The sequence below is a fragment of the Macrococcoides bohemicum genome, assembly GCF_003259675.1.
Lineage (GTDB): Bacteria > Bacillota > Bacilli > Staphylococcales > Staphylococcaceae > Macrococcoides > Macrococcoides bohemicum.
This window is the reverse complement of the sequence record NZ_PZJG01000003.1, coordinates 58083-79727: the sequence shown is the minus strand read 5'-3', so window position 1 is coordinate 79727 and position 21645 is coordinate 58083. Positions and strand designations below refer to the sequence as shown.

The following is a 21645-nucleotide window of genomic DNA, read 5'->3' as shown; positions in this document are numbered from 1 at the left end:
TAAATAATAAAAATAATATAGAATAATATATTGAATTAGTTTTTCATCTTTTCCGGATTCTCCAACTATCCGGAAATGTTGGATCATATTTAATGCTTATGCACTTCATCTTTTCCGGATTCTCTTAGTATCCGGAAATGTTGGGCTATATTTTATGCTTATACCCTTGATCTTTTCCGGATTCTCTTAGTATCCGGAAATGTTGGGCTATATTTTATGCTTATACCCTTGATCTTTTCCGGATTCTCCAACTATCGGAAAAGATGAAACGGTGAAATCCTAAAAATCATATTCAATATAACAAGTTGACCTTGCTTCACCGACTTTTTGATAGTGCTTCGATAAAAAATATCGTATCGTCCTTTCATTTAAACCTGTCCATTTGGCAATTTCAGTCGTTTTAGCCCTTCCCTTCTTTATCGCTGCAATGGCATCAAATGTTCTTATCATCACTTCTTTATTCTTCTCTTTATGACCACAGCTACAAATAAAATATTGTTTCTTAAACTTATGACTCATCCCTAGTTTTCCACACTTACTACATTTTATCCCGACTTTCATTCGTTCAAAATCATAGTAATTGATCTCCTCATGTTCAGAATCATTTTTATGCTGTTCGACCAATATATTTGCAAAACGCTGCATCTCTGAATTAATATGCTGATAACGCTTAAGATGATTCACTATTTTATGTACATCAAAATGAAAATTTATATCTTTACTTCCCGGAAAGTTCCTTAAGTCCAATGTCTCATTAATAAATATAATCTTACTAATTACATTAAAGTGAAAACCATTCTCCTTAACGATTTGTTTCAATTTCTTATGTCCCTTCATTAATGAAGACATAAGATCCTTTTCCACATATCCGTTCTCACTTGTAAATATGCCATCTTCATAATCATATCGACCACTAAAGTTCTTAATATCAAAATGAAATACAGTATCTTCTGTTATAACGATAAAGTCGTATTGTATTTCACCAGGCATTTCTATTCTGATGTCCCATAAGATAATAATATTTTCTATATCGCTTATTAGATGAAGAAACTTTTCTTCACCTTCTAATCCTTTCCTATAATGTGATAATGCCAGGTAGTCTCTTTTCTTAAAGAATATGCGCTGATCAACTTCTAATAAATATGATAAATACCGCGATGGATGATGTGTCTTGAGTAACATTTTAAGCCCTCCTTTCCACATATCATATAAAGGAAAGAAATTGTGTGCAAATTGCAGCAATTCAATAATTGCAGAGCTTTCAATGCAGAAAATGAGTTTTGGAACAAATAAAAAAAGAAACTGCAGCACTTTCATTGCAGTTTCTTAAAATCAGCATTTCATTCAAATTTTTTAATGGCTACATTGTTTATGCATATCAATAACCATACGACCTTGTATTTTTCCGTCATGCATTTCTTTAAATACATCGTTCACTTCATGTAGACAACGTGTTTCAACAATTGGTACAACTTTACCTTCTGCACCGAATTCAAATGCTTCACGTAAATCTTCACGTGTTCCTACTAAAGAGCCAACGATTTCAATACCATCTAATACAGTTTTTACGATTGCTAAATCCATTGTTTCTGGTGGTAAACCAACACACACTACTTTACCAGCTGCACGCACACTATTTAATGCCTGATTGAACGCTACTTTAGAAACAGCTGTAACAACTGCTGAATGAGCCCCACCTACTTCATTTTGAATCCATTCACCAGCATCACCATTTGTAGGATTAAAAGTTAAATCAGCTCCAACTTCTTTCACTAATGCCAATTTATCATCATCATATCACTATTTAAATATAGTTGATTGTGATTTAGTGAACAATATGCGAAGTATATAATCACTTTTATAGGTTATTCTCATGTAATTTAAAAATCAATAACCTTAACCTATTACTTTCTTCTAAAATCATTTTGAATATGTTACTTTGATAAAAAGGAGTGAAAATATGTTTACTATTCAACCAATGACACTTACAGATGCTAAAGAAATATTAACATGGCAATATGATTCACCTTATGATTTCTACAATATCGTTAATACCGAAGAACATCCAGCTGAAATACTGAACGATGCAATTCGCACAAATCATTTCTTTAGTGTGTATCAGCAAGAACTCATCGGACTCATAGAAGTGCATCACAACAATAATACCTGTACACTCGGACTTGGACTTAAGCCAGAATATACAGGTAAAGGTTATGGTGAAACTTTCGTCAGAGAGGCAATCGCATTTATTCAAACGACATATCCTGATACGACAATAATCGAGCTTGCCGTTGCTACTTTCAACGAACGTGCGATTAAAGTGTACGAACGATGTGGTTTCGAAGCACTCGACTATGAACTTATGGCAGCTCACGGTGTATTACATGAATTTCTGAAGATGCGAAAAACATTAAATAACATCTAAATGATTTTCTTTGATTGGTCTTCTCTTCTCAAGCTGGGTACTCACGATACTTGCTAAAAGTTGCTGAAAGAGCATGCCAAAAGCAACTGGTAATGCAACTTTAGGTGGAAAGTAAGTTGTCGCTACAATGACACCAGTCGAAATATTACGCATGCCACATAAAAATGTAATACTTACATGACGTGCATAACTACATTGCATAAAGTGACTCATTACACTGCTAATGACATAACCGCTCACTACAACAACGAATACAACCGCAATGATAATAACTAATTCTATCGAGAAATCTTTCATATACGGTGCAATCGCACCACCATTGACAAAGATAATACCAAACAATGCAAGTTTACTGAACGGATTTAATCTATTACCTATCTTGTCAGGTATTTTTCCATGACTCGCTTCATTGATGATAATGGCAACTATAGTAGGTACAACAATCATCAGTATAAGATCAAAAATTAAATCTCCTGTGTCTATTTTCACCGATTTGCCCGAAACAATATGCATCGTCAAAGGAATGATCACTGGTGCTAAAAATGTATCAAGCAATACAACAGCCAAGCCTAATGGTAAGTCTCCTCGACCGACATTTATCCAGATGATGCTCGTAACACCCGTAGGTATGCACATCAACATTACAAAACCAATCACGAGTAAATGATCATCAAAAATTAGATTTGCAATGAGATAGCTTAACACCGGCATAATCAAATGCAGAACAATCATACAAAACAATATGTCTCTCGGTGCTTTGTAGAAAATATTCAAATCACTAAACTTCATCTTCATACTGCCTGAAAACGTCATAAATGCGAACAAATACGGTACTAAAATTAAAAAGTGATGACCAAATTCATCAAAAATGACGCCTAAAGATAAACTTATTACTGTAAGCAATGCAATATTTTTCTGTAAAAATTTATTCATTAAATCAATCAACGATTTTCTCCTAAAATAATAATTATTATCTATCATTTATCATAAAAACCTGGGTATGATAAAAATGTAGCACAATATATAAATGAGGTGATTAAAATGATAACATTCGAAATCCTTCTCTATATTGTTATATACACAATTGGCATGATAATACTGGTTAATTTCTCTAAAAAAATTATTATGTTTATGAATGAAAAACAAATACATTCAAATGATACAATATATGATGGTTCTACTAGTACTTTAACTCAATCAGGCACTGTTGATAAAGACTGCAATGATTCATCTTTCTTCGACACTGGTTGTGACTCTCGCGGAGGAGATGGTGGTGCGACTGAAGTCATCAAAATTAGTATAAGGCAATGCCAAATTTGGCATTGCCTTATCTTTATTATTTCTCTTTTAAACCTAGTGTTTTAGCAGTGTTTGCATTAATTTCTTCAAATAGTGCTTTGTGCTCTGCTAACTTCAGGCCATACGATGGAATCATCTTCTTAATTTGAGGTTCCCATTCAGGCATTCTATCTTTAAAGCATTTATCGATTACTTGTAACATAACATGTACTGCAGTTGAAGCACCAGGAGATGCACCAAGTAATGCTGCAACGCTGCCATCTTCAGCAGTAATAACTTCAGTACCAAATTGTAATGTACCTTTACCACCATCTTCAGTTTCCTTGATTACTTGTACACGTTGACCTGCAACAACGATTTCCCAATCTTTCGATTCAGCATTTGGAACAAATTCACGTAACTCTTCCATACGTTGTTCATGTGTTTGTAACACTTGAGAGATTAAGTATTGTGTTAATTTCATCTCTTTACCACCAGCAGACAACATGTTTGTAACATTACCTGGGTTGACTGAAGCTAATAGATCAGTATATTTACCAGTCTTTAAGAACTTCGGACTAAATCCAGCAAAGGGTCCAAATAATAACCCACGTTCACCATCGATATAACGCGTATCTAAATGAGGTACTGACATCGGTGGGGCACCAACTTTAGCTTTACCATAAACTTTAGCTAAATGCTGTTCAACAACTTCCTGGTTCTTACACACTAAAAATAGACCACTTACCGGGAATCCACCAACACCACGTGCTTCTGGAATCTTTGTCTTTTGTAATAAAGGTAATGAATAACCCCCTGCACCGATAAAGACAAATTTAGCATTGTGAATTTCTGTCTGTTTACTATTTTGGTCATACACTTTAACATTCCAGCTACCATCTTCAGCACGCTTAATATCTTTTACTGTATGTTCATAGTGCGTTACAGCACCATTAAAAGATTTCATCACATCAAATAAATCTTGTGTTAATGCACCGAAGTTCACATCACTTCCTGCTGCCATACGTGTGATAGCAATACGCGCATTCGGGTCACGACCTTCCATCATTAATGGCGCCCATTCACGTATTTTATCATGATCTTCAGTTAACTCCATACCTTGGAATAATGGATTATCTTTAAATGCTGCTAAACGATTCTTTAAGAAACGAATATCGTCTTCACCTTCTACAAAACTTAAATGCGGTACCGGCATAATAAAGTCCTGAGGATGCTTTAATTTACCTTCATTAACTAAATAAGACCAGAACTGTTTAGATAATTGAAACTGCTCATTAACATTCACGGCTTTATCGATATTGATATTCTTATCTTTATCTTCAGTCGTATAGTTTAATTCACATAATGCAGAGTGACCCGTTCCTGCGTTATTCCATACGTTTGAACTTTCCAGACCAGGTGCTGAAAGTTTTTCAAATACTTTAATATTAATTGCCGGATCAAGTTCTTTAAGTAATACACCTAAAGTCGCGCTCATTATCCCGCCACCGATTAATATTACGTCAGTTTGTTTAAATACTTTTTTCATTTTATATCCCCCAACACATCTATAATATATTTCCATTATAGACCTTTTTTCATCATTTGTAATACTAGTATAATGAAAATCCAAAAATATTGTAACCGTATTCATTATTTTATTATTATTTCTTCAAATATTAGCCGATTGAAGCCTAAAAAAAGACCTCAATCAATGAGGTCTTCAAAATTTATATCTTCTTTCTTAAATCATCTTTAGGAACTGTAATTTGAATGGCAACAAAAGAAATGATAGCCATCAAAGCATTTGCCAGAATACCGATCATCGCACTCGTTGCTAAACCAAATTTCATACAGAAACTGTAGATTGCCATACTAATTGCAATACCAAAAGCACCACCTAAAGCTGAAGCCATCTTATAAATACCTGATGCGACTCCTACTTTTTCTTCAGGTGCCGTTGCAACTGCTGTATCAGTAGATGGTGTTGCATAAAGGCCAAGTCCTAAACCAAATAAACCAAATCCAATTACACAACTAATGATATATAAATTTTCCGGTAAGAATGTGAGTGAAATCATCACGATACCAACGCATACTATCGCAGAACCAAGTAACATCGGTTTTTTAGCACCCATCCTCTGTAGTAACTTTTCACCAACGATAATCATCGACAATACTGTTACCACATATAAAATAGAAAGCATACCAGTCTTACTAGAAGAAAAGCCTAAACCTTCCTGAATATATGTATTCGCTACAATCAACGTACCTGCAACTGCATTTAATAAGAAGTTAGAAATAACAGCACCTAAATACGGTTTATTCTGAAATATATGAAAATCTATCAACGGATTGATTTGACGTTTCTCTACCATAATAAAAGCAACAAAGCTCACAATACTTAATATAATAAGTCCGATAAATATTGGAGACGTAACACCAAGTGTACCACCCTGCGTAATCACGATATTTAAACTTAACAATAGAACAATCAACGTAATTAAACCAATTAAATCAAACTTCATATCGTTTGGTTCATCAGATTTCGTTTCCGGTGTGCCATGAATTAAGATCATAGAAAGACTCGAGAATATAATAGAAATGATAAATATCCATTCCCAGCCAAAATTCTTAGCAATCATCCCCCCAAATAAAGAACATAAACCAGAACCACCCCAAGAACCAAATGACCAATAACTCAGCGCTCGTTGGCGATCTTTATCATCGTAATATGCTTTAATAATTGATAACGTAGCTGGCATGATACATGCTGCAGAAATACCTTGAATGATACGACCAATTAATAAAAAAGCAGTCATATGTGTAGCAATCATTGTAAATGAACCGATGATACTTAATATTAAACCGATCTGCGTCATCTTTACGCGACCGACTTTATCCGCTAAACCACCCGCACCAACGACAAGCATTCCTGAAAATAATGCCGTTAAACTGACCGCGATATTAATGACGTCAAGACTACTGTTAAAATGATGCTTCAAATCTAGTACAACAATAACAAGCGACTGAGCAAATAACCAATATGTTAATATACCAAGTACAATACCTAGAACTAATTTTCTACCACCCTTATAAGGTGTATCCATGCAAAAGACTCCCTTTTTTCTCTTTTTCCAATTCTTATATACCCGAATAATCATTATTTTAGCATAATATTAATCATTTTTTCTGAAATTTTAGTTTATAAAATAATGAAATATTATAAAACCTACATCTACTACAAAATATATTTGAATAAATAAAAGTAATAACTTACGATGAAAATAGATTAAAATAACAATGTATTAAACTCTGAAAGGAGCGTAAAATGAATCCATTAGAACATATTCAACAACCACAGCAAACTTCTTATTATCAAAAAGATATCTTACTGAACCTATCCTTCACATTTACAACAACCAACCGTATCTTCTTTCCAAAAGGCAAACACAAAGATCTATTTAATCATAACTACAAATTTGATCTCAGCATCAAAAGTCCAGTTGATACATATGGCCTCGCTATAGACTTCTATCAGATAGAACGTGACTATAATGAAAAAATTGCACCACAACTTAATGCACCAATCCTCAATGAATCGCTCCCAGAAATGAATACAACTGTAGAGAATATTGCTTATTTTATATGGGAACAGTTTGAGAATATACTCGATCAAACATCTACAGTTCAAACTTTAACGTTATACGAAACAGCGCATCACAGTGTCTCATTAAATAAAGATATGATGCAATAAAAAAAGTACTGCTGACCACACCTGGCGTCAGCAGTACTTTTGATTTTTCAATAATATATTTTATTATGATTATCCATCAAACTAAACTATGCGATTTTTAATGTTATTCTTATTAAAATAATTCGTTGGAAGAAGGGCGTAGCATACAAAAGCAATTATAACTATAGCGAAATAAGTATTAATAAAAAGTTCAGACTCTAAAAGGTTGAATTTAATTTCAAACATATACTTTGCCAAAATAATAATACACATGATACCGATAAAAATTTTCCATATTCCCATAGCATATTTATAATATTGATTATCTTTTCCAACATCATTTATTCTTCGAGTGACTGCAGATAACATCGGCATACTGAGTACTAAAAATAATATGATTATTACTGGTAAGAACAAAATATTATATTCAATTTTCTCTATCCAGCGGATTGAAAAAGTCAGCAAAAATAATAAAGCTATATTCAATAAAAACGATACCCAGAACTGAAATCTGTTATCCCTTTCTTCATTATTGAATGTGAGCGACCAGAACCTTTTGTATGTGTCTAACATTTAACCCACCTCTTTTTGTTGTATTAACAATATTATACAACTTCTTTAAAAAAAGTAAATATAATTATCAGAAGAGACTGAAAATATTATGAGTTATTCAATTCATGATTAGATTTGTAAAAGTTTGAAGGTAATGTGCAATACCATAATAAAAATATGAAATAACTTAAAAATACAACCATCGCATATGTATTGAAATGACCCATTCCTAATAGCTGAATGTTAAAAAATATTCTTAATAAATAAATTATCGCTCCAACTAATACCAAAATAGAATACAAAAATTTCATGCGCTTAAACAAAAACGAATTAGTACCAACATCATTCACTCTTCGTATTACAGCACTTGTTACTGGCCATACGATCATAGTAAATCCAGCTAAATATAAAAGTAACCATACAAATGATAAAAGGAACCGATTCGTATATAAAAATACAAATATTCCTGTAAAAGCGATTAATAAAATGAACTGGATTAATATAGACGACCAAAATTGAAATCGTGTGTCTCGTTCATCATATTCAAAAGTAAGATTCCAAAACCTATTATATGCTTCTCCCATATAACCCACCTCTTCCAACCTTATTAACAATATTATACATCTAGTTAAAATAAAGTAAAAGTAATTATCAGAAAAGACTGAAAAATAATCAAATAAAAAAAGGCGTACTCTCGCACGCCCTTCATCACAAAAACTATAAATCAAGTATCTCTTCCAGTACTTTTGCGATACCATCGTTATTATTATCATCCGTTACAATATCAGCAACCTGTTTTAGATCCGGATGAGCATTTCCCATGGCAACACCGATGCCTGCATCTTGAACCATTTCCATATCATTTAATTGATCGCCAAATGCAATGACATTGTCTTTATCAATATTTAATCCTTCGCAAATATGGTCGAGTGCACTCGATTTATTTACACCTTTAGCAGTAATCTCTAAATAAAATGGTGTTGAACGGATTGCACCAAATGTATCACCACAGATTTCCAATATTTCTTCATCAATTTCATCAATACGGGAAGAATCTGCTGTAAGTAAAATCTTCATCGGATCAAAATCAAGTGTTTCATGTAAATCATGTGTGAGATTAAAATTCAGTCCATGTTCGCGGTATTCATGAATTACATATTGATTATCTGCGTCATTTGCATATAAATCTGTACCGTTATCAACGATGTGGATAATGTTTAAATGCGCTATTGCCTTCAGAAAATCTTTCGCGTCCTGATTCGTTAATGACTGTTTATATTTCACTTCATTCGTTTCAATATCTATAACCATACCGCCATTGTAAGCACCTATTATGCCATGATGTTTATCAAGCGCTAATTGTTCTATCTCAAATTTAAACCCTGTTCTCGGGCGTCCTGATACAAGTGCTACTTTTATACCTTGATCTTGAGCTTTCATCACCACTTTTTTCGTTCTTTCTGTAATCGTTCTATCATCAGCTATTAATGTTCCATCACAATCTAAAGCAATTAATTTAATATCATTAGCCAAAAATACACACTCCTATTTGAAAATAAGGACTTTGACAATTGTCAAAATCCTTATTGTTTTAATTATAGTTCTTCACCATTTGTTGCGATAACGTTTTTGTACCAGTCGAATGATTTCTTCTTACTACGTTTCATTGTGCCGTTACCTTCGTTGTCACGATCAACATAGATCATTCCGTAACGTTTTTTCATTTCACCTGTCGTAAATGATACAACGTCAATAATACCCCAAGGTGTGTATCCAAGTAAGTCTACACCATCTTCTATTACAGCATCCTTAACTGCTTCAATATGTGAACGGAAGTATTCAATACGTGTATCATCATTAATTGATCCATCTGCTTCAACCGTATCAATCGCTCCAAATCCATTTTCTACAATAAATAGCGGTATTTGATATCTGTTATAAAGTGTATTTAATACATATCGTAATCCATCAGGATCAATTGCCCAACCCCAGTCAGATGACTTAATATGTGGGTTTTCTACACCATTCGATAATCCCCCATTAACAATATCACCAGTATTATCATTGTGAACATCATGCTTAACCGTTGTAGACATATAATAACTGAATGCTAAATAGTCTACTGTACCTTGTGCTAAGATTTCTTCATCACCAGGTTCAATCGGTAGCGAAACACCTAATCGTTCTAGTTCTTTTAATGCATATGCAGGATACTTACCTCTTACATGCACATCTGGGAAGAAGAATCTTTCACGGTTAGCAATTTCAGCTGCCATAATATCCTTTGGATCACATGAATATGGATAGACCGGAACATGCGATACCATCGCTCCAATTTTAAAATCAGGGTTGATTTTCTTTCCTATAATCACTGCTTTTGCACTTGCTAATAATTGGTGATGTGCTGATTGATACATTACTGCACGAGCATCTTCACCTGGTTGTACTTGAATACCAGCATTCGTCCATAAGAAAAGTGGGTTATTAACGTCCATCTGGTTATTGATTTCGTTAAATGTCATCCAGTACTCAACTTTATCTTTGTATCGATTAAACACAACTTCCGCAAATCGCGCAAAGAAGTCTACTACTTCACGACTTCTGAAACCACCATATTCTTTAGCTAGGTGTAAAGGTATTTCAAAATGACTTAATGTAATGACAGGTTTAATATTATACTTTAATAATTCATCAAACACGTCATCATAGAATTGAAGCCCTTCTTCATTCGGTTCTAACTCATCGCCTTTAGGAAAAATACGCGTCCATCCAATTGAAGTGCGTAATACTTTAAGTCCCATTTCAGCAAACATCGCAATATCTTGTTTATAATTTGAATAGAAATCAATCGCCTCATGATTCGGATAAAATTCATTATCTTCAATTTTATCGGTGATTCTACGTGGTACACCATGTGCGCCTGCTGTTAATACGTCAACAACCGATTGACCTTTGCCCCCTTTGTTCCAGCCACCTTCAAATTGATGTGCAGCAAGTGCGCCACCCCATAAAAAATCTTTATTTAATTTAGTCATAACAGCCTCCAGGTTAGTTCATATTATATATATACATTATAATTATACCGGTACAATTTAGCAAGTGTCATACAATTAAAAAAACGATATAATTAAGATAGAATAAAGAAGCGAGGCATTTATTATGAATAAATACGAAATTATTGCAAACTCAATCGAACAATATATACATGACAATAAATTAGAACAAGGTACAAAATTACCAAGTTTAGATCAGTTGATGAAAGAACATAATGTTTCTAAAAGCACCATCACGAAAGCGCTCGATACACTTGAGAAACGTGGTGCAATATTTCAGCAGCGTGGAAGCGGGATATTTGTGAGACGTCAACGTCGTGAAGGATATGTCAGTTTGCTGACGAATAGAGGATTTACTGCAGATTTAAAGGAATTCAATATTACATCTGAAGTTCTGAAATTAAAAAGAATGAAAGCAGATGACGAAGTGAAGATGAATCTTCATCTGGAAGGGAATGAAGAAGTTTATTACGTAGAACGCCTGCGAAGAATTGATAACGATATTTTATGTATTGAAGTGTCTTACTTCCCGGTTAAACTTGTACCATATTTGAACAATGAGATTGCTGAAGGATCCATCTTTAATTACTTAACAGATGCTTTAAAGTTTAATATTAGTTTTGCTGATATTTATATGCATATTGATGAACTCAATGACGTTGATGCTAAGAAACTTGAACTGAAACAAGGTAATCCTGCTCTGTTTTTAGAACAAGTTGTCTATCTAGCAACAGGTGAGCCATTTGATTTCTCAAAGATTACGTATCACTATAAACATTCGAAATTCTTTGTACAGGCTACAAACTACTAAATATACATTTTATGTTATAATTAAATAAAAATGTAGAAAGCGGTGTTCATATGGATTTCATTGGCTCATTCGGGATAGCACTCGCAGGACTTATTCCAATGATTATTATTTTCCTTATCCTGATGGATGGTTACAGAACGAAGCTAAATTCAGAGAAGATTATTGCACAGAACGAAGAAATCATCGCCTTACTGAAGCAAAATAAACACGTATAACCTTTATGGTTATACGTATTCTTACTAAATACTAACTCCTTCTATACTCTCCTTAATTTCAAGGATAATTTACAACATATTTACAATAAATATAACATTAATGTTTACTACCTTGCTTAAATGAAAAAACATATAACATATAGACTATATAAATAATCGGCAGCAGTAAAATAACATAAAATATTATTTCTACCCATATCACATCACCAGGCAAACCTTGCCCCATAATCGCAAATAATAAAATATAGAATGTATAACATACTGGAAAAAATCCAATTACCATCGCATGAATACCCTCAATCTTTAAATCATTACATCTACGCATCATTAATGAGATGAGCGGAATTAAAAATACAACTACAATCAAAAGATGATATAACTGCCAGTTTAAATCGAATAACATTTCAAACAAAGGCTTCTTCAAATTAAATCCTAATTTCGGTAATCCAAGCATAGGTCCAATCGTAAACACTAAGATAATACATAAAATGTGTGGCCAGAATCCCATATTAAATTCAGTTTTGTTTGAACGACCTTTGAAATTAAAAGTATTTTCCCAGAATTTGATATATGTCTCCATGTTACCACTCCTCTATTTCAATTTTTCACCAGACCTTATTAGTCTATGTATTTTGGATCTTCACCATATTTATTTGGACCACGTGTACCTTCGATACAAGCCATAATAAATAATACAATTGCAAAAATGAAAATAAGCACGTTCAGAACGAGAATAAATATAACCATAGGTCCATTGAATGAGAATAATTCATCGACTGAATAGTAATAACCTAGGATGGTAAATGGTATTGATAATACTGAAAAAATGATGCAGTAAATACCATTAACATTAATATCTTGTAATCTGCGACAGCCTAGTGCCATACCCGGAATGAATGCTATCCAGTAAAATAGATCGCCTATAATAAAATTATAAATATCATCAAGATTGAATTTTTCCTGCGTAATAATATCTAAAACTAAAAATATCGCACCCACTAATAAAAATATTAATAAGTGCCCTAAACCAGATAACCAATACTCTCTTCGACGTGAACGTCCGTTAAATTTAAATCCGTTCACCCAGAAACTGATGACAGCATCTTTCATCGACATTTCTCTTTCCATAAATAACCACTCCTTTTATATTATTCTAGCATTGAAAAGAAGCAGTGAACCTTAAAATTACCTTAAAAAAACTCCCCCAAGATTGTAGTGCCTTTTTAATCATTAAGTATCAATGCTATGTTCTTTATTATTTACCAGATGTCAGTCATTCTTTAAATGTCTTTCCATTAAAGAAGATTCTGCCATCACTCCTTCTTATGATTTTCTTAGCTAAAAATAATTATATTTACACGTAATATTCATGGCCGATAAATTCAATTTATCGGCCATGAATCACGCAATAACACTGTTCACTTATCCGCTGACGGCACTCTTAACAATTCATAACGTCCACTCACTAACTCGTACCCTTGTCTTTGATACATTTCTCTCGGTGAATCGTTACCGTCAGCAATTAAGATGACTTGTTTACCAACTTGTTCTGCATAATGCCATATTGCTTGTTGTAATGCTGTTCCAACGCCCTGCTTACGCATCGCATCCAGCACATAGAAGTCATCTAGTTCCACATACTGCGTGCTTTCTATCGCTTCAACTTTACCAGCTGGAAATCCGTGCTGATAACCAACAAACTGCAGGATTTGTGGATTTAATAAATCACGTCGATGCGTTCTCTCTTTAAGATTAGCAAAATCCTCACCATACTCTAATTCCCCCTCACGACAAACTTGAAGAAAATCCAGGAAGACATCATCATCGTTTAATACTTGAACAACTTCAATCTCTGTATCTTTTGTTTTAGGCATCTCTTTCAACAAATAAAGTTCCATCTTTTCAACAGTAAATCCTAAAGCCTTTGCTTTCTCCTGCAACGCATCATTCAGCACTTCATTCTCCGGAAATATAAACAGCGCGTGTTTTTGTCCACGTTGTTCATGAAATATCTTTTGCGTTTCATAGTCTGTCATAAATATATCAACATCCGGCATCACTTTATATTGAAAGTAATTAGCATAATATTTAACGAGCTGGCTCGGTGTGTGGTAATGAACATATCTTTCGCTTTCTTCAAATACGTCAGAGTCATTATGCGTATTTGCAAAACTAGGTTGAATTACTTCTTTGTTTATATTTTGATCTCCCATGTTATTCTCCCCTTATCATTTTATATTTATCATACTAAAATGTAATAAAAAAGACCCGTATCATCTGCGATACGGATTATTTTGCTGATAAGGATTGTAGTATCTATCTTGCCCTGTTTCTTTCGGATTTGGTCCCCATTTGTTTGTTCCAGGTTCAGAATCTTGAGCACACCACACGTTGCACCATATAGTGAGTACTAAATTTACAACAAATGCAATAAGTTGAAAACTATCACGCTTCCTTTTATAACCATTTCAAGATATAATATACATAAAAAGTAAAAGAGGTGCGTTATGACTAAAAAGGTTTCTTTTAAAATCCTCATGTTCTCATTATTCTATTTCGTCTTAATGATATGGATGATTAATATCGGAATATATAAAGATCTCATATTACTTTCGTTTATGATTCTTTATTACTTTACATCTGTAAGACAATTAATTGCTGAGTATAAAACTAAAATGATAGATCCCGCAAACAAAATAGTGATTCATAAAGCAAATATGGTTAACCTTCGTAACAATCGATTTCTTTCTGCTTATTATGAACTACAAAAAACGCTGCTATCGATAATAAAAATATCGCACTTAAACTGAATAATGCGCGTTTCATTTCAACATTCATCTCTCTTTTACTTCCGTCATTATACATTAAATAGATAAATATGATATTGACTATAAAAAGAAAACGCCCTTGTCAGGACGTCTAAACATTATTTATCTTGATCTTCTTTACTTACTTTCTTCTCACCAGGCTGTAATTCAAGTTGATCTTTAACCTTCTCGTTCATTTCACCATCAATAACTGATTCCGGCATGACTTCACGTCTGTTACTTGTTGTATCTTTATCAACGTTTGACATCTTCATCGCCTCCATTTTTTGATAGTTAACTATACCCTTTAACTGTTAATTTATGCTTAATATATTTAATAAATCTACTATTGATATTTCCTTAAAATCTCCTGCCATTTAGCTTGTGCAGCACTATCGCCTGAAACTTCGAAACGCGCATCAGGAGTGAAATTTCCTCGATTACCATTATCATCATATTCACCGAAACCACATGAGAAACATGCATGTTCATATGGTAAGATCAGTTCATAAACTTTCCCATTGTCGGCAAGTAAGTATTTATGAATATCTTTATCCTCCCTTGCTTCCTGACTAAAGCCAACAGGTAAAAAATAGTCATCTAATTCTTTAGCACCAGTCAGTCCATCTTGACGATAATAAAAAACTACGCCACCGACAGCACTAGTAATAAATGCGCTTTTACCTGGATTACCATTATCTTGAACTTGTACATCACCATCAGGAGTTTCTGCATACCAATCACCACGACCTGCTGCACCATGGTTAAACCATTCTTTAGATAATGCCATCCCACCAATTTCAGCTCGTTCTGCTCCCCATGCGTAAAATTCATCGGTCATTGCTTGTTGTTCTTCCTGAGTAAACTCTCTTTTTGAGTAGTTGTTACTTTGTTCTAATGCCTTTCCTTCAGTTGTCGTTTCAACTGTTTCTTTATTTTCAGTAGTTTGTTCAACGATTTCTTTTTGTTCAGATTTTTCTTTCGTTTGACTATTCGATGTTTTTTGATTCGACGTATCACTATTTGAAGTTGTATTGCTTTCTATCTTTGTTGCACCTTTTTCTTTGACTTCTTCCTCTCCACAACCTGCAAGCATGATTATCGTAACGCCTATAATAGATACTAATTTTCTCATCTTCGTCCTCGATTCATATATTATTTAGTGTAATTATATCTTATAAATATTAATTAGACGATTTAAAATTATATTATTATTAATAAAAATTAAAATATTAATTTCCATAAATTCTGTATACTCAATCTCTACAATGGCTGCACAAACAAAATCAAATATCACAAATGTTATAATATAAATATCATTAACTACGGAGGTCACCTAAATGGATTTCAAACAGCGCGCGATAGAGATGTTACATGAAACATACGGAGCTGAAGCTAACTTTCGAGAAGGTCAGCTGGAAGCAATATTAGCAGTAGTAAATAAACAGAAGACGCTGGTGATTCAAAAGACGGGCTGGGGGAAATCAATTGTATACTTCATTGCTACCAAGTTATTACGAGAAAATGGTAGTGGTCCAGCTGTTATCATCAGTCCTTTACTTGCTTTAATGCATAACCAAATTGATGCTGCTGCTAAACTCGGTTTAGATGTCGTTACGATCAATAGTAACAACAAAGATGAATGGGATGATATTTATGCTCGTCTCAGTGCGGTTGATGCCATTATCGTTTCTCCCGAGAAATTATCTGATGCAAGATTTATTGAAGCATTATCACAAGTGAATGATATCGAGCTTATTGTAGTAGACGAAGCACACTCTATTTCAGACTGGGGGCATGACTTCAGACCTGATTATCAGCGTATTGTGAACCTCGTTAAAGATTTACCAGACTCAATCGCAATTCTTGGTACAACTGCAACAGCAAACGATCGTGTCATTGAAGATATTAAATCGCAACTCGGAAATCTCCAGGTATTCCGTGGTGATTTAATCCGTTCAAATATTTCGATTCAAGTGAATCCAGCGCAATCGAAAGCGGAACGACTTGCTTTCTTAGCAGCTTCACTCACAGAACATCCTTTTCTGAACAAAGAACAAGGTATTATCTATTGTCTTACAAAGAAAGAGTGTGAATCTGTTACACAGTTCTTAATTGAACAAGGTATCTCGGCCGCTCCTTATTATTCAGGCATGCAGAATGCATTCGGAGAAGATACTACAGAGACTACACTTGAAGCATTTCATAACGGTGACTTCAGAGTGATTGTTGCGACAGTGAAGCTTGGTATGGGGTACGATAAATCAAATATCGGATTCGTTATTCATTTCCAGCTGCCACAAAACTTAATCTCATATTATCAACAGATTGGACGTGCAGGACGTAATGGTAAACCTGCACTTGCAATTCTACTTCATGGTGATGAAGATGAAGCTATCATCAACGCATTTATAGAAGGTGCGAATAAAGACCCAAAATTACTATCTGAAATATTAACACTCATTAGCCAGCATCCTGAAGGTATGTCCAGAAACGATATTCTGCCTCACTTCAATATGAATGTCACAAAGCTTGGGTCGGTACTTAAATACTTATTCGTCCATGAATATATATTAATGGATAAGCGAAAATACGTCATTAATCCAGATAAACACTTTAATGCTGAAGAGAATGCACAATTACAGCAGCAGTTAAACGTAACACGTTTACAGGAACTCGAGCATTTAAAGCGATTTATCAATTACGACGGTTGTTATATGAAGTATATCGCCGATGAACTTGATGCACCAGACAAACAGGAAAAGTGTGGTATTTGTGCACATTGCAGAAATCGTGAATTCATAACCATAGATAAAAATCATCCAATGATATCTATCGCAAGCCAGTATAAAAATAAACTGCACGGAGAAATCTCACCACGTAAACGCTGGTCGAATAATAAAAAGATTGATGAATCATTACAATTTAATACAGGATGGACGTATACAACCGATGCATACTCACCAGTTGGTCGTAAATTTATGTATGAACGTGATATCAATCAGTTCTCAGAACAGACGACAACACAGATTAGTCAATTCCTTAAAGACATGATACTAGAACATCAGATTGATGCTATCGTAGCAGTTCCAAGTCTTAGACGACCTAAGCTCACTAACAAACTTGCACAAGCTGTAGCTGAGTCTAACCATATCGAATATATCGATGCAGTCGTAAAAATAAAGCCGGGTAACAAACAAAGCGAGATGCATAACTCAATTGTGCAGGAACGAAATGTAGAGGAAACCATTGCTATTCAAAACGAAGATTTATTAAAAGACAAACACATACTACTCATTGACGATACCGTTAATACACGCTGGACGATGACAGTCGTTGCATCAAAACTTTTAGTTCATGCAAAAGCTGTGTATCCATTCGCACTTGTGAATACGGGGGCCGGAGAATAAAAAACTGCCTTCAAGATGATTATCTTGAGGGCAATTTATATTTAAATACAGGTTTACCTAAACTATTTTCAAATACGTCTTTAGCTTTTATCTTTTTAACAAAATCTTCATTAATACGATAATAATACGTTGGAACACCAGGTTTTTCAGCAAATCCTTGATAACCTGTAATCATGATGCCATTGTCATATGCAGTTTTATAGCCCATGTGGATGATCTGATTCTTATTCAGAATTACACCCGTATGACCCAATGCACCGCGACTATTCACTTTACTACCTAATACGAATATATCTCCGTAACGCACATCTTTTTTCTTTATCGGTATAAACAAACGATTCTCCTGAGCAAACATCGTTGTGGTATCACCAAGTACTGTCTGCTTTGGTAAGTAACCCGCTTCAATCATTGCTGCGTAAACAGCACTCGAACAATCCCAAGTATCTTTACCCCATCGTCCTGCATAAGATTGATAACGTGTCTTACCCATACGATCGTAGAACCATTGAACCATTACATCTTTGCTTGGCACACTGCGTTTATAAATAGGTTTGGTCTTATTCGGATTAGATGTAACCAAGTGATCTCCAGGATACGTTGCATCAAGAACTAATGCATTCCACTTCTTAACGTTTGTAGGCGTAATATTATATTTCTTAGCAATTGAAGTGACAGTATCATTCGACTGCACTGTATGCACTCTTATCGTCTTGTAACGCTTTGCATCCGCAACGTTCATTGGAGTTAAAAGTAATGCACTCACAGCTATTGCACAAATTAATTTTTTCATAAAAATCTCCTTTAAGAAATAAGTTATTAGTTATACGAATAAAATTCATATTGTAATTCAATATAACTAAACGATACTCTGTTTTACAGAAAATAACAATACATTTTTGATTTTATCTTCTCAAAGATTGTCGAAGCTCTTCGTATATTCCTTCTTCTAAATGCACGCCATTCACACCAACCACTTTACTCGATACCAGGTTCGCAAAATCAACTGCTTCATGTAACGTTTTCCCGGTACTTAATGCTGCTATTACACCGCCAGTATGACTATCTCCAGCGCCAATTGTATCAACCACTGTAGCTTTATATCCTGTTACACTGTGCATTTGACCATCATAGTAAATTGCACCGTCTGCACCAGTCGTCACAATAACTGTGTTATGCGTCCAGTCATACATTTTTTGTACCGCTTCTTCTAAATTTTCTAACCCAGTCAACTCTTTTATTTCCTGATCATTTAAATGGATAATCGGTGACAACGCGTAGAGTGCTTCCATCTTCCTCTGTTTAATTAATTTACCTCGTGGTCCAGGACAGAAGATAATTTGACCAGTTACATGCTTTAATACATCTATAATCTTATCACCATCTATTTCTTCAATCTCTAATCCACACACATAAATATAATCAAATGAAGTTATCTCTAAATCCGTTACCCATTCCGGATTAAATGAATACTCCACGCCATGATGGGACAAGAATGTTCTGTCACCATTTTCTTCAACGAAACAATAACAACATCCATTCGCACCACTCAGATGTATTTCACTTTGTATATCTAAACGATTTAATTCTTTCTTCACAAAATCACCATACATACCTGTTCCTACTGGCGATATAAAAGTATAATCTACTCCCATCCGATGCAATACATTAACAACGTTAAACGCACACCCACCTACTGCCATCATCTGCTTTTTAATATGTTCATCACCTTGACTCGTCGGTAATTTATCCATATAAATCATAATATCAGCAACAGTTGATCCAATAATTAAACACTTCATAAGCACACCTACCTTCATTAAATTCATTTTATAACAGTTCCATCAATTAATCATAAAATTTCCCGGAAAATATATACCATTTTATTCAACTTTCCTAATTTGTGGTTTATAATAAGTATATTGAACAAAAGGGGTGGTAACATGATATCGTGGTATATTAAACACAATAAAAAATTTTATATTATGAGTATGATTGCTCTTATCATCGTAGCTTTTGTATTACTCTTTATATATTATCCGAAATATACTTTATTTGCAGTCTATGCATTTACGATGATGTTATTAATTTGCTATGCAGATACGATTACACAAATTAAAAGATATCTAGAAACCAATAATGCTAAAGACTGGCTCGTTGCTCAGTGGTATTTAAAAGACTGCCTCACATATAGTGCAGTCCTGGCAATCATATTATCTCTTGGATATATTGTAGTGCATTTCTCACCACCAAATATTCCAGGTAGCGGAATGCATTACACGACAATCATTATCTTTATATTGTATGTCCTGTTCAAATGGCTACGCTATTATGAGTTTCGTCGTGAAATGAAAGAAGGAAAGATCATATAGAATGATGTATCATAAATTAAGTCTTTTTACGGTAAACTTTAAAACACCAGTGAAAGTTAATCGATTACTTTCACCGGTGTTTTTTTATTTATCCTTAATATCATATCTAAACGGCATGCCACCTTGTGCTCCTAATCCTCCAACAGAAAGACCAGCTGCCTGATTCGCACCTTTTCCTCCTTCAGTCATAAAGAAGGATTCTCCTAAGATCGTTTCACCTCTCTTTGGTAACCTGTTTGCCTGCACAACTAAATCTACAGACATACTTCCGATAACATATATCATATACTCACCTCTTAAAATTATCATAACGAAATACTTTAAAAATGACACGTTCCATATACAATTTATTTGCTATACTATCAAAAATGAGGTGATTGAATGGATACGGTGATATTAAAGGAAGAAGACAAAGCAACACTAAGAAAATATAAAGTAGATCTCTTAGAAATAGATTATGATTCAGGCGAGATTATTCGAGAACTCATGGATGCATATGACCAAATACTCTACAATGAGTTTGGTTATTTATTCAATCCAGATGAGATAAAACAAATCCCTAGAATTGCAGCAATGAAAAAAGATTTCGAACAAGTCTATGATAATATCTCCGTCGATCACGGTTATATCAGTTATCATCATGAATACATCACTACGTACAACCATATAAAATGTATCATAACTTTAATAGATGGTACTGTCATTAAAGGTAAAAGTATTGAATCAAATTGGAATAGCAAAGAAATTAATATTGAAGCGAGACATCCATTCCTAAAACAGATTGTCAGGATTGATCCATTACAAGTAAAGAACATTGAGATTATAAGAAGATAAAAAACAGCACAATTTAAATGAGGCCACTGAAAAAGTCTCAATCTTCGCTTAAAAATTAAATGGCTGTTCTAGGAAGGTATGATTAATTTCATACCTTCTTTTTTACGTAAATTGATGGGTAATTCCTTTGTTGAGAAAATAAGATGAGATGATAT

Annotated in this window: 22 protein-coding genes and 2 pseudogenes; 8 read left to right on the top strand and 16 right to left on the bottom strand. The window is 34.0% G+C overall.

From position 1 onward, the window contains the following. Positions 1-279: 279 nt before the first annotated feature. Together BHX94_RS06650 and BHX94_RS06645 are read right to left on the bottom strand one after the other, a co-directional pair. The gene (locus BHX94_RS06650; RefSeq protein WP_170120784.1) at positions 280-1182 is read right to left on the bottom strand and encodes a nuclease-related domain-containing protein; all 903 of its coding nucleotides are present in this window, start codon (positions 1180-1182) and stop codon (positions 280-282) included. 171 nt (positions 1183-1353) lie between these two features. Continuing rightward, positions 1354-1794 (bottom strand): annotated as a pseudogene (locus tag BHX94_RS06645) (zinc-binding dehydrogenase); the annotation flags it as partial. A gap of 166 nt (positions 1795-1960) precedes the next feature. Between BHX94_RS06645 and BHX94_RS06640 the strand changes: the two are divergent. Then, on the top strand, positions 1961-2425 hold the full coding sequence (locus tag BHX94_RS06640) for a GNAT family N-acetyltransferase (RefSeq protein WP_111745422.1): 465 nt from the start codon (positions 1961-1963) through the stop codon (positions 2423-2425). On the opposite strand, the gene BHX94_RS06635 is transcribed toward BHX94_RS06640, so the two are convergent. The 3 genes from BHX94_RS06635 to BHX94_RS06620 all read right to left on the bottom strand — a co-directional run bounded on the left by BHX94_RS06635 (position 2411) and on the right by BHX94_RS06620 (position 6813). Continuing rightward, the gene (locus BHX94_RS06635) at positions 2411-3370 is read right to left on the bottom strand and encodes a bile acid:sodium symporter family protein (RefSeq protein WP_111745421.1); all 960 of its coding nucleotides are present in this window, start codon (positions 3368-3370) and stop codon (positions 2411-2413) included. The two genes, BHX94_RS06640 and BHX94_RS06635, sit on opposite strands and share 15 nt — an antisense overlap. 391 nt (positions 3371-3761) lie before the next feature. Then, the gene (gene mqo / locus BHX94_RS06625; RefSeq protein ID WP_111745419.1) at positions 3762-5252 is read right to left on the bottom strand and encodes a malate dehydrogenase (quinone); all 1491 of its coding nucleotides are present in this window, start codon (positions 5250-5252) and stop codon (positions 3762-3764) included. 181 nt (positions 5253-5433) lie between these two features. Beyond that, the gene (locus BHX94_RS06620; protein WP_111745418.1) at positions 5434-6813 is read right to left on the bottom strand and encodes an MFS transporter; all 1380 of its coding nucleotides are present in this window, start codon (positions 6811-6813) and stop codon (positions 5434-5436) included. A gap of 221 nt (positions 6814-7034) precedes the next feature. On the opposite strand from BHX94_RS06620, the gene BHX94_RS06615 reads away from it, so the two are divergent. After that, positions 7035-7460, top strand: coding sequence for a 6-pyruvoyl trahydropterin synthase family protein (locus tag BHX94_RS06615; protein WP_111745417.1), 426 nt, complete (start codon positions 7035-7037; stop codon positions 7458-7460). An 81-nt stretch (positions 7461-7541) separates the two neighbouring features. Here BHX94_RS06615 and BHX94_RS06610 read toward each other — a convergent pair whose 3' ends face one another. Then, the gene (locus tag BHX94_RS06610; protein ID WP_111745416.1) at positions 7542-8012 is read right to left on the bottom strand and encodes a DUF805 domain-containing protein; all 471 of its coding nucleotides are present in this window, start codon (positions 8010-8012) and stop codon (positions 7542-7544) included. Positions 8013-8300: 288 nt separating this feature from the next. Between BHX94_RS06610 and BHX94_RS12685 the strand changes: the two genes are divergently transcribed. Next, positions 8301-8510: a hypothetical protein gene (locus tag BHX94_RS12685; RefSeq protein WP_146606908.1), complete on the top strand. Its 210-nt coding sequence runs from the start codon at positions 8301-8303 to the stop codon at positions 8508-8510. Positions 8511-8708: 198 nt separating this feature from the next. Here BHX94_RS12685 and BHX94_RS06600 read toward each other — a convergent pair whose 3' ends face one another. Together BHX94_RS06600 and BHX94_RS06595 are read right to left on the bottom strand one after the other, a co-directional pair. Then, a complete protein-coding gene (locus tag BHX94_RS06600) occupies positions 8709-9524 on the bottom strand; it encodes a Cof-type HAD-IIB family hydrolase (RefSeq protein WP_111745414.1) in 816 nt (271 codons plus the stop codon). Between the two features lie 62 nt (positions 9525-9586). Continuing rightward, positions 9587-11026 (bottom strand): 6-phospho-beta-glucosidase, encoded by a 1440-nt coding sequence (locus BHX94_RS06595; RefSeq protein WP_111745413.1) that lies wholly within the window; start codon positions 11024-11026, stop codon positions 9587-9589. A gap of 124 nt (positions 11027-11150) precedes the next feature. Here BHX94_RS06595 and BHX94_RS06590 point away from each other — a divergent pair, with 124 nt between their 5' ends. Beyond that, positions 11151-11855: a GntR family transcriptional regulator gene (locus BHX94_RS06590; protein WP_111745412.1), complete on the top strand. Its 705-nt coding sequence runs from the start codon at positions 11151-11153 to the stop codon at positions 11853-11855. A gap of 50 nt (positions 11856-11905) precedes the next feature. Continuing rightward, positions 11906-12070 carry a hypothetical protein gene (locus BHX94_RS12830; RefSeq protein ID WP_170120783.1) on the top strand — a complete coding sequence of 55 codons (165 nt, stop codon included), beginning with the start codon at positions 11906-11908 and terminating at the stop codon, positions 12068-12070. Between the two features lie 97 nt (positions 12071-12167). Here BHX94_RS12830 and BHX94_RS06585 read toward each other — a convergent pair whose 3' ends face one another. The 5 genes from BHX94_RS06585 to BHX94_RS06565 all read right to left on the bottom strand — a co-directional run bounded on the left by BHX94_RS06585 (position 12168) and on the right by BHX94_RS06565 (position 16012). Beyond that, positions 12168-12650, bottom strand: coding sequence for a DUF805 domain-containing protein (locus tag BHX94_RS06585; RefSeq protein WP_111745411.1), 483 nt, complete (start codon positions 12648-12650; stop codon positions 12168-12170). 38 nt (positions 12651-12688) lie between these two features. Then, positions 12689-13198 (bottom strand): DUF805 domain-containing protein, encoded by a 510-nt coding sequence (locus tag BHX94_RS06580; protein ID WP_111745410.1) that lies wholly within the window; start codon positions 13196-13198, stop codon positions 12689-12691. Between the two features lie 290 nt (positions 13199-13488). Next, the gene (locus BHX94_RS06575; protein WP_111745409.1) at positions 13489-14283 is read right to left on the bottom strand and encodes a GNAT family N-acetyltransferase; all 795 of its coding nucleotides are present in this window, start codon (positions 14281-14283) and stop codon (positions 13489-13491) included. Positions 14284-14996: 713 nt separating this feature from the next. Beyond that, positions 14997-15146, bottom strand: a complete 150-nt coding sequence (locus tag BHX94_RS12825; protein ID WP_157742209.1) for a hypothetical protein — start codon at positions 15144-15146, stop codon at positions 14997-14999. 77 nt (positions 15147-15223) lie between these two features. After that, positions 15224-16012 (bottom strand): hypothetical protein, encoded by a 789-nt coding sequence (locus BHX94_RS06565; protein WP_111745407.1) that lies wholly within the window; start codon positions 16010-16012, stop codon positions 15224-15226. Positions 16013-16217: 205 nt separating this feature from the next. Here BHX94_RS06565 and BHX94_RS06560 point away from each other — a divergent pair, with 205 nt between their 5' ends. Beyond that, positions 16218-18287: a RecQ family ATP-dependent DNA helicase gene (locus BHX94_RS06560; protein ID WP_111745406.1), complete on the top strand. Its 2070-nt coding sequence runs from the start codon at positions 16218-16220 to the stop codon at positions 18285-18287. Between the two features lie 19 nt (positions 18288-18306). On the opposite strand, the gene BHX94_RS06555 is transcribed toward BHX94_RS06560, so the two are convergent. Together BHX94_RS06555 and BHX94_RS06550 are read right to left on the bottom strand one after the other, a co-directional pair. Further along, positions 18307-19077 (bottom strand): LysM peptidoglycan-binding domain-containing protein, encoded by a 771-nt coding sequence (locus BHX94_RS06555; protein ID WP_111745405.1) that lies wholly within the window; start codon positions 19075-19077, stop codon positions 18307-18309. Positions 19078-19189: 112 nt separating this feature from the next. Continuing rightward, positions 19190-20086 carry a carbohydrate kinase family protein gene (locus BHX94_RS06550; RefSeq protein WP_199798143.1) on the bottom strand — a complete coding sequence of 299 codons (897 nt, stop codon included), beginning with the start codon at positions 20084-20086 and terminating at the stop codon, positions 19190-19192. A gap of 141 nt (positions 20087-20227) precedes the next feature. On the opposite strand from BHX94_RS06550, the gene BHX94_RS06545 reads away from it, so the two are divergent. Further along, complete coding sequence (locus BHX94_RS06545) at positions 20228-20656, top strand: hypothetical protein (protein ID WP_111745404.1); 429 nt, start codon at positions 20228-20230, stop codon at positions 20654-20656. Positions 20657-20812: 156 nt separating this feature from the next. Here the strand turns inward: BHX94_RS06545 and BHX94_RS06540 are convergent. After that, positions 20813-20941 (bottom strand): annotated as a pseudogene (locus BHX94_RS06540) (ribokinase); the annotation flags it as partial. Positions 20942-21037: 96 nt separating this feature from the next. Here BHX94_RS06540 and BHX94_RS06535 point away from each other — a divergent pair. Continuing rightward, complete coding sequence (locus BHX94_RS06535; protein ID WP_111745403.1) at positions 21038-21490, top strand: hypothetical protein; 453 nt, start codon at positions 21038-21040, stop codon at positions 21488-21490. Positions 21491-21645 lie beyond the last annotated feature (155 nt).

What these genes read in the sequence shown, in the direction of transcription:
- BHX94_RS06650 (WP_170120784.1), bottom strand. Translation starts at nt 1,182, where the DNA reads ATGTTACTCAAGACACATCATCCATCGCGGTATTTATCATATTTATTA.
- BHX94_RS06640 (WP_111745422.1), top strand. Translation starts at nt 1,961, where the DNA reads ATGTTTACTATTCAACCAATGACACTTACAGATGCTAAAGAAATATTA.
- mqo (WP_111745419.1), bottom strand. Translation starts at nt 5,252, where the DNA reads ATGAAAAAAGTATTTAAACAAACTGACGTAATATTAATCGGTGGCGGG.
- BHX94_RS06620 (WP_111745418.1), bottom strand. Translation starts at nt 6,813, where the DNA reads ATGGATACACCTTATAAGGGTGGTAGAAAATTAGTTCTAGGTATTGTA.
- BHX94_RS06615 (WP_111745417.1), top strand. Translation starts at nt 7,035, where the DNA reads ATGAATCCATTAGAACATATTCAACAACCACAGCAAACTTCTTATTAT.
- BHX94_RS06610 (WP_111745416.1), bottom strand. Translation starts at nt 8,012, where the DNA reads ATGTTAGACACATACAAAAGGTTCTGGTCGCTCACATTCAATAATGAA.
- BHX94_RS12685 (WP_146606908.1), top strand. Translation starts at nt 8,301, where the DNA reads ATGCGCTTAAACAAAAACGAATTAGTACCAACATCATTCACTCTTCGT.
- BHX94_RS06595 (WP_111745413.1), bottom strand. Translation starts at nt 11,026, where the DNA reads ATGACTAAATTAAATAAAGATTTTTTATGGGGTGGCGCACTTGCTGCA.
- BHX94_RS06590 (WP_111745412.1), top strand. Translation starts at nt 11,151, where the DNA reads ATGAATAAATACGAAATTATTGCAAACTCAATCGAACAATATATACAT.
- BHX94_RS12830 (WP_170120783.1), top strand. Translation starts at nt 11,906, where the DNA reads ATGGATTTCATTGGCTCATTCGGGATAGCACTCGCAGGACTTATTCCA.
- BHX94_RS06585 (WP_111745411.1), bottom strand. Translation starts at nt 12,650, where the DNA reads ATGGAGACATATATCAAATTCTGGGAAAATACTTTTAATTTCAAAGGT.
- BHX94_RS06580 (WP_111745410.1), bottom strand. Translation starts at nt 13,198, where the DNA reads ATGGAAAGAGAAATGTCGATGAAAGATGCTGTCATCAGTTTCTGGGTG.
- BHX94_RS06575 (WP_111745409.1), bottom strand. Translation starts at nt 14,283, where the DNA reads ATGGGAGATCAAAATATAAACAAAGAAGTAATTCAACCTAGTTTTGCA.
- BHX94_RS12825 (WP_157742209.1), bottom strand. Translation starts at nt 15,146, where the DNA reads ATGTCAAACGTTGATAAAGATACAACAAGTAACAGACGTGAAGTCATG.
- BHX94_RS06565 (WP_111745407.1), bottom strand. Translation starts at nt 16,012, where the DNA reads ATGAGAAAATTAGTATCTATTATAGGCGTTACGATAATCATGCTTGCA.
- BHX94_RS06560 (WP_111745406.1), top strand. Translation starts at nt 16,218, where the DNA reads ATGGATTTCAAACAGCGCGCGATAGAGATGTTACATGAAACATACGGA.
- BHX94_RS06555 (WP_111745405.1), bottom strand. Translation starts at nt 19,077, where the DNA reads ATGAAAAAATTAATTTGTGCAATAGCTGTGAGTGCATTACTTTTAACT.
- BHX94_RS06550 (WP_199798143.1), bottom strand. Translation starts at nt 20,086, where the DNA reads ATGAAGTGTTTAATTATTGGATCAACTGTTGCTGATATTATGATTTAT.
- BHX94_RS06545 (WP_111745404.1), top strand. Translation starts at nt 20,228, where the DNA reads ATGATATCGTGGTATATTAAACACAATAAAAAATTTTATATTATGAGT.
- BHX94_RS06535 (WP_111745403.1), top strand. Translation starts at nt 21,038, where the DNA reads ATGGATACGGTGATATTAAAGGAAGAAGACAAAGCAACACTAAGAAAA.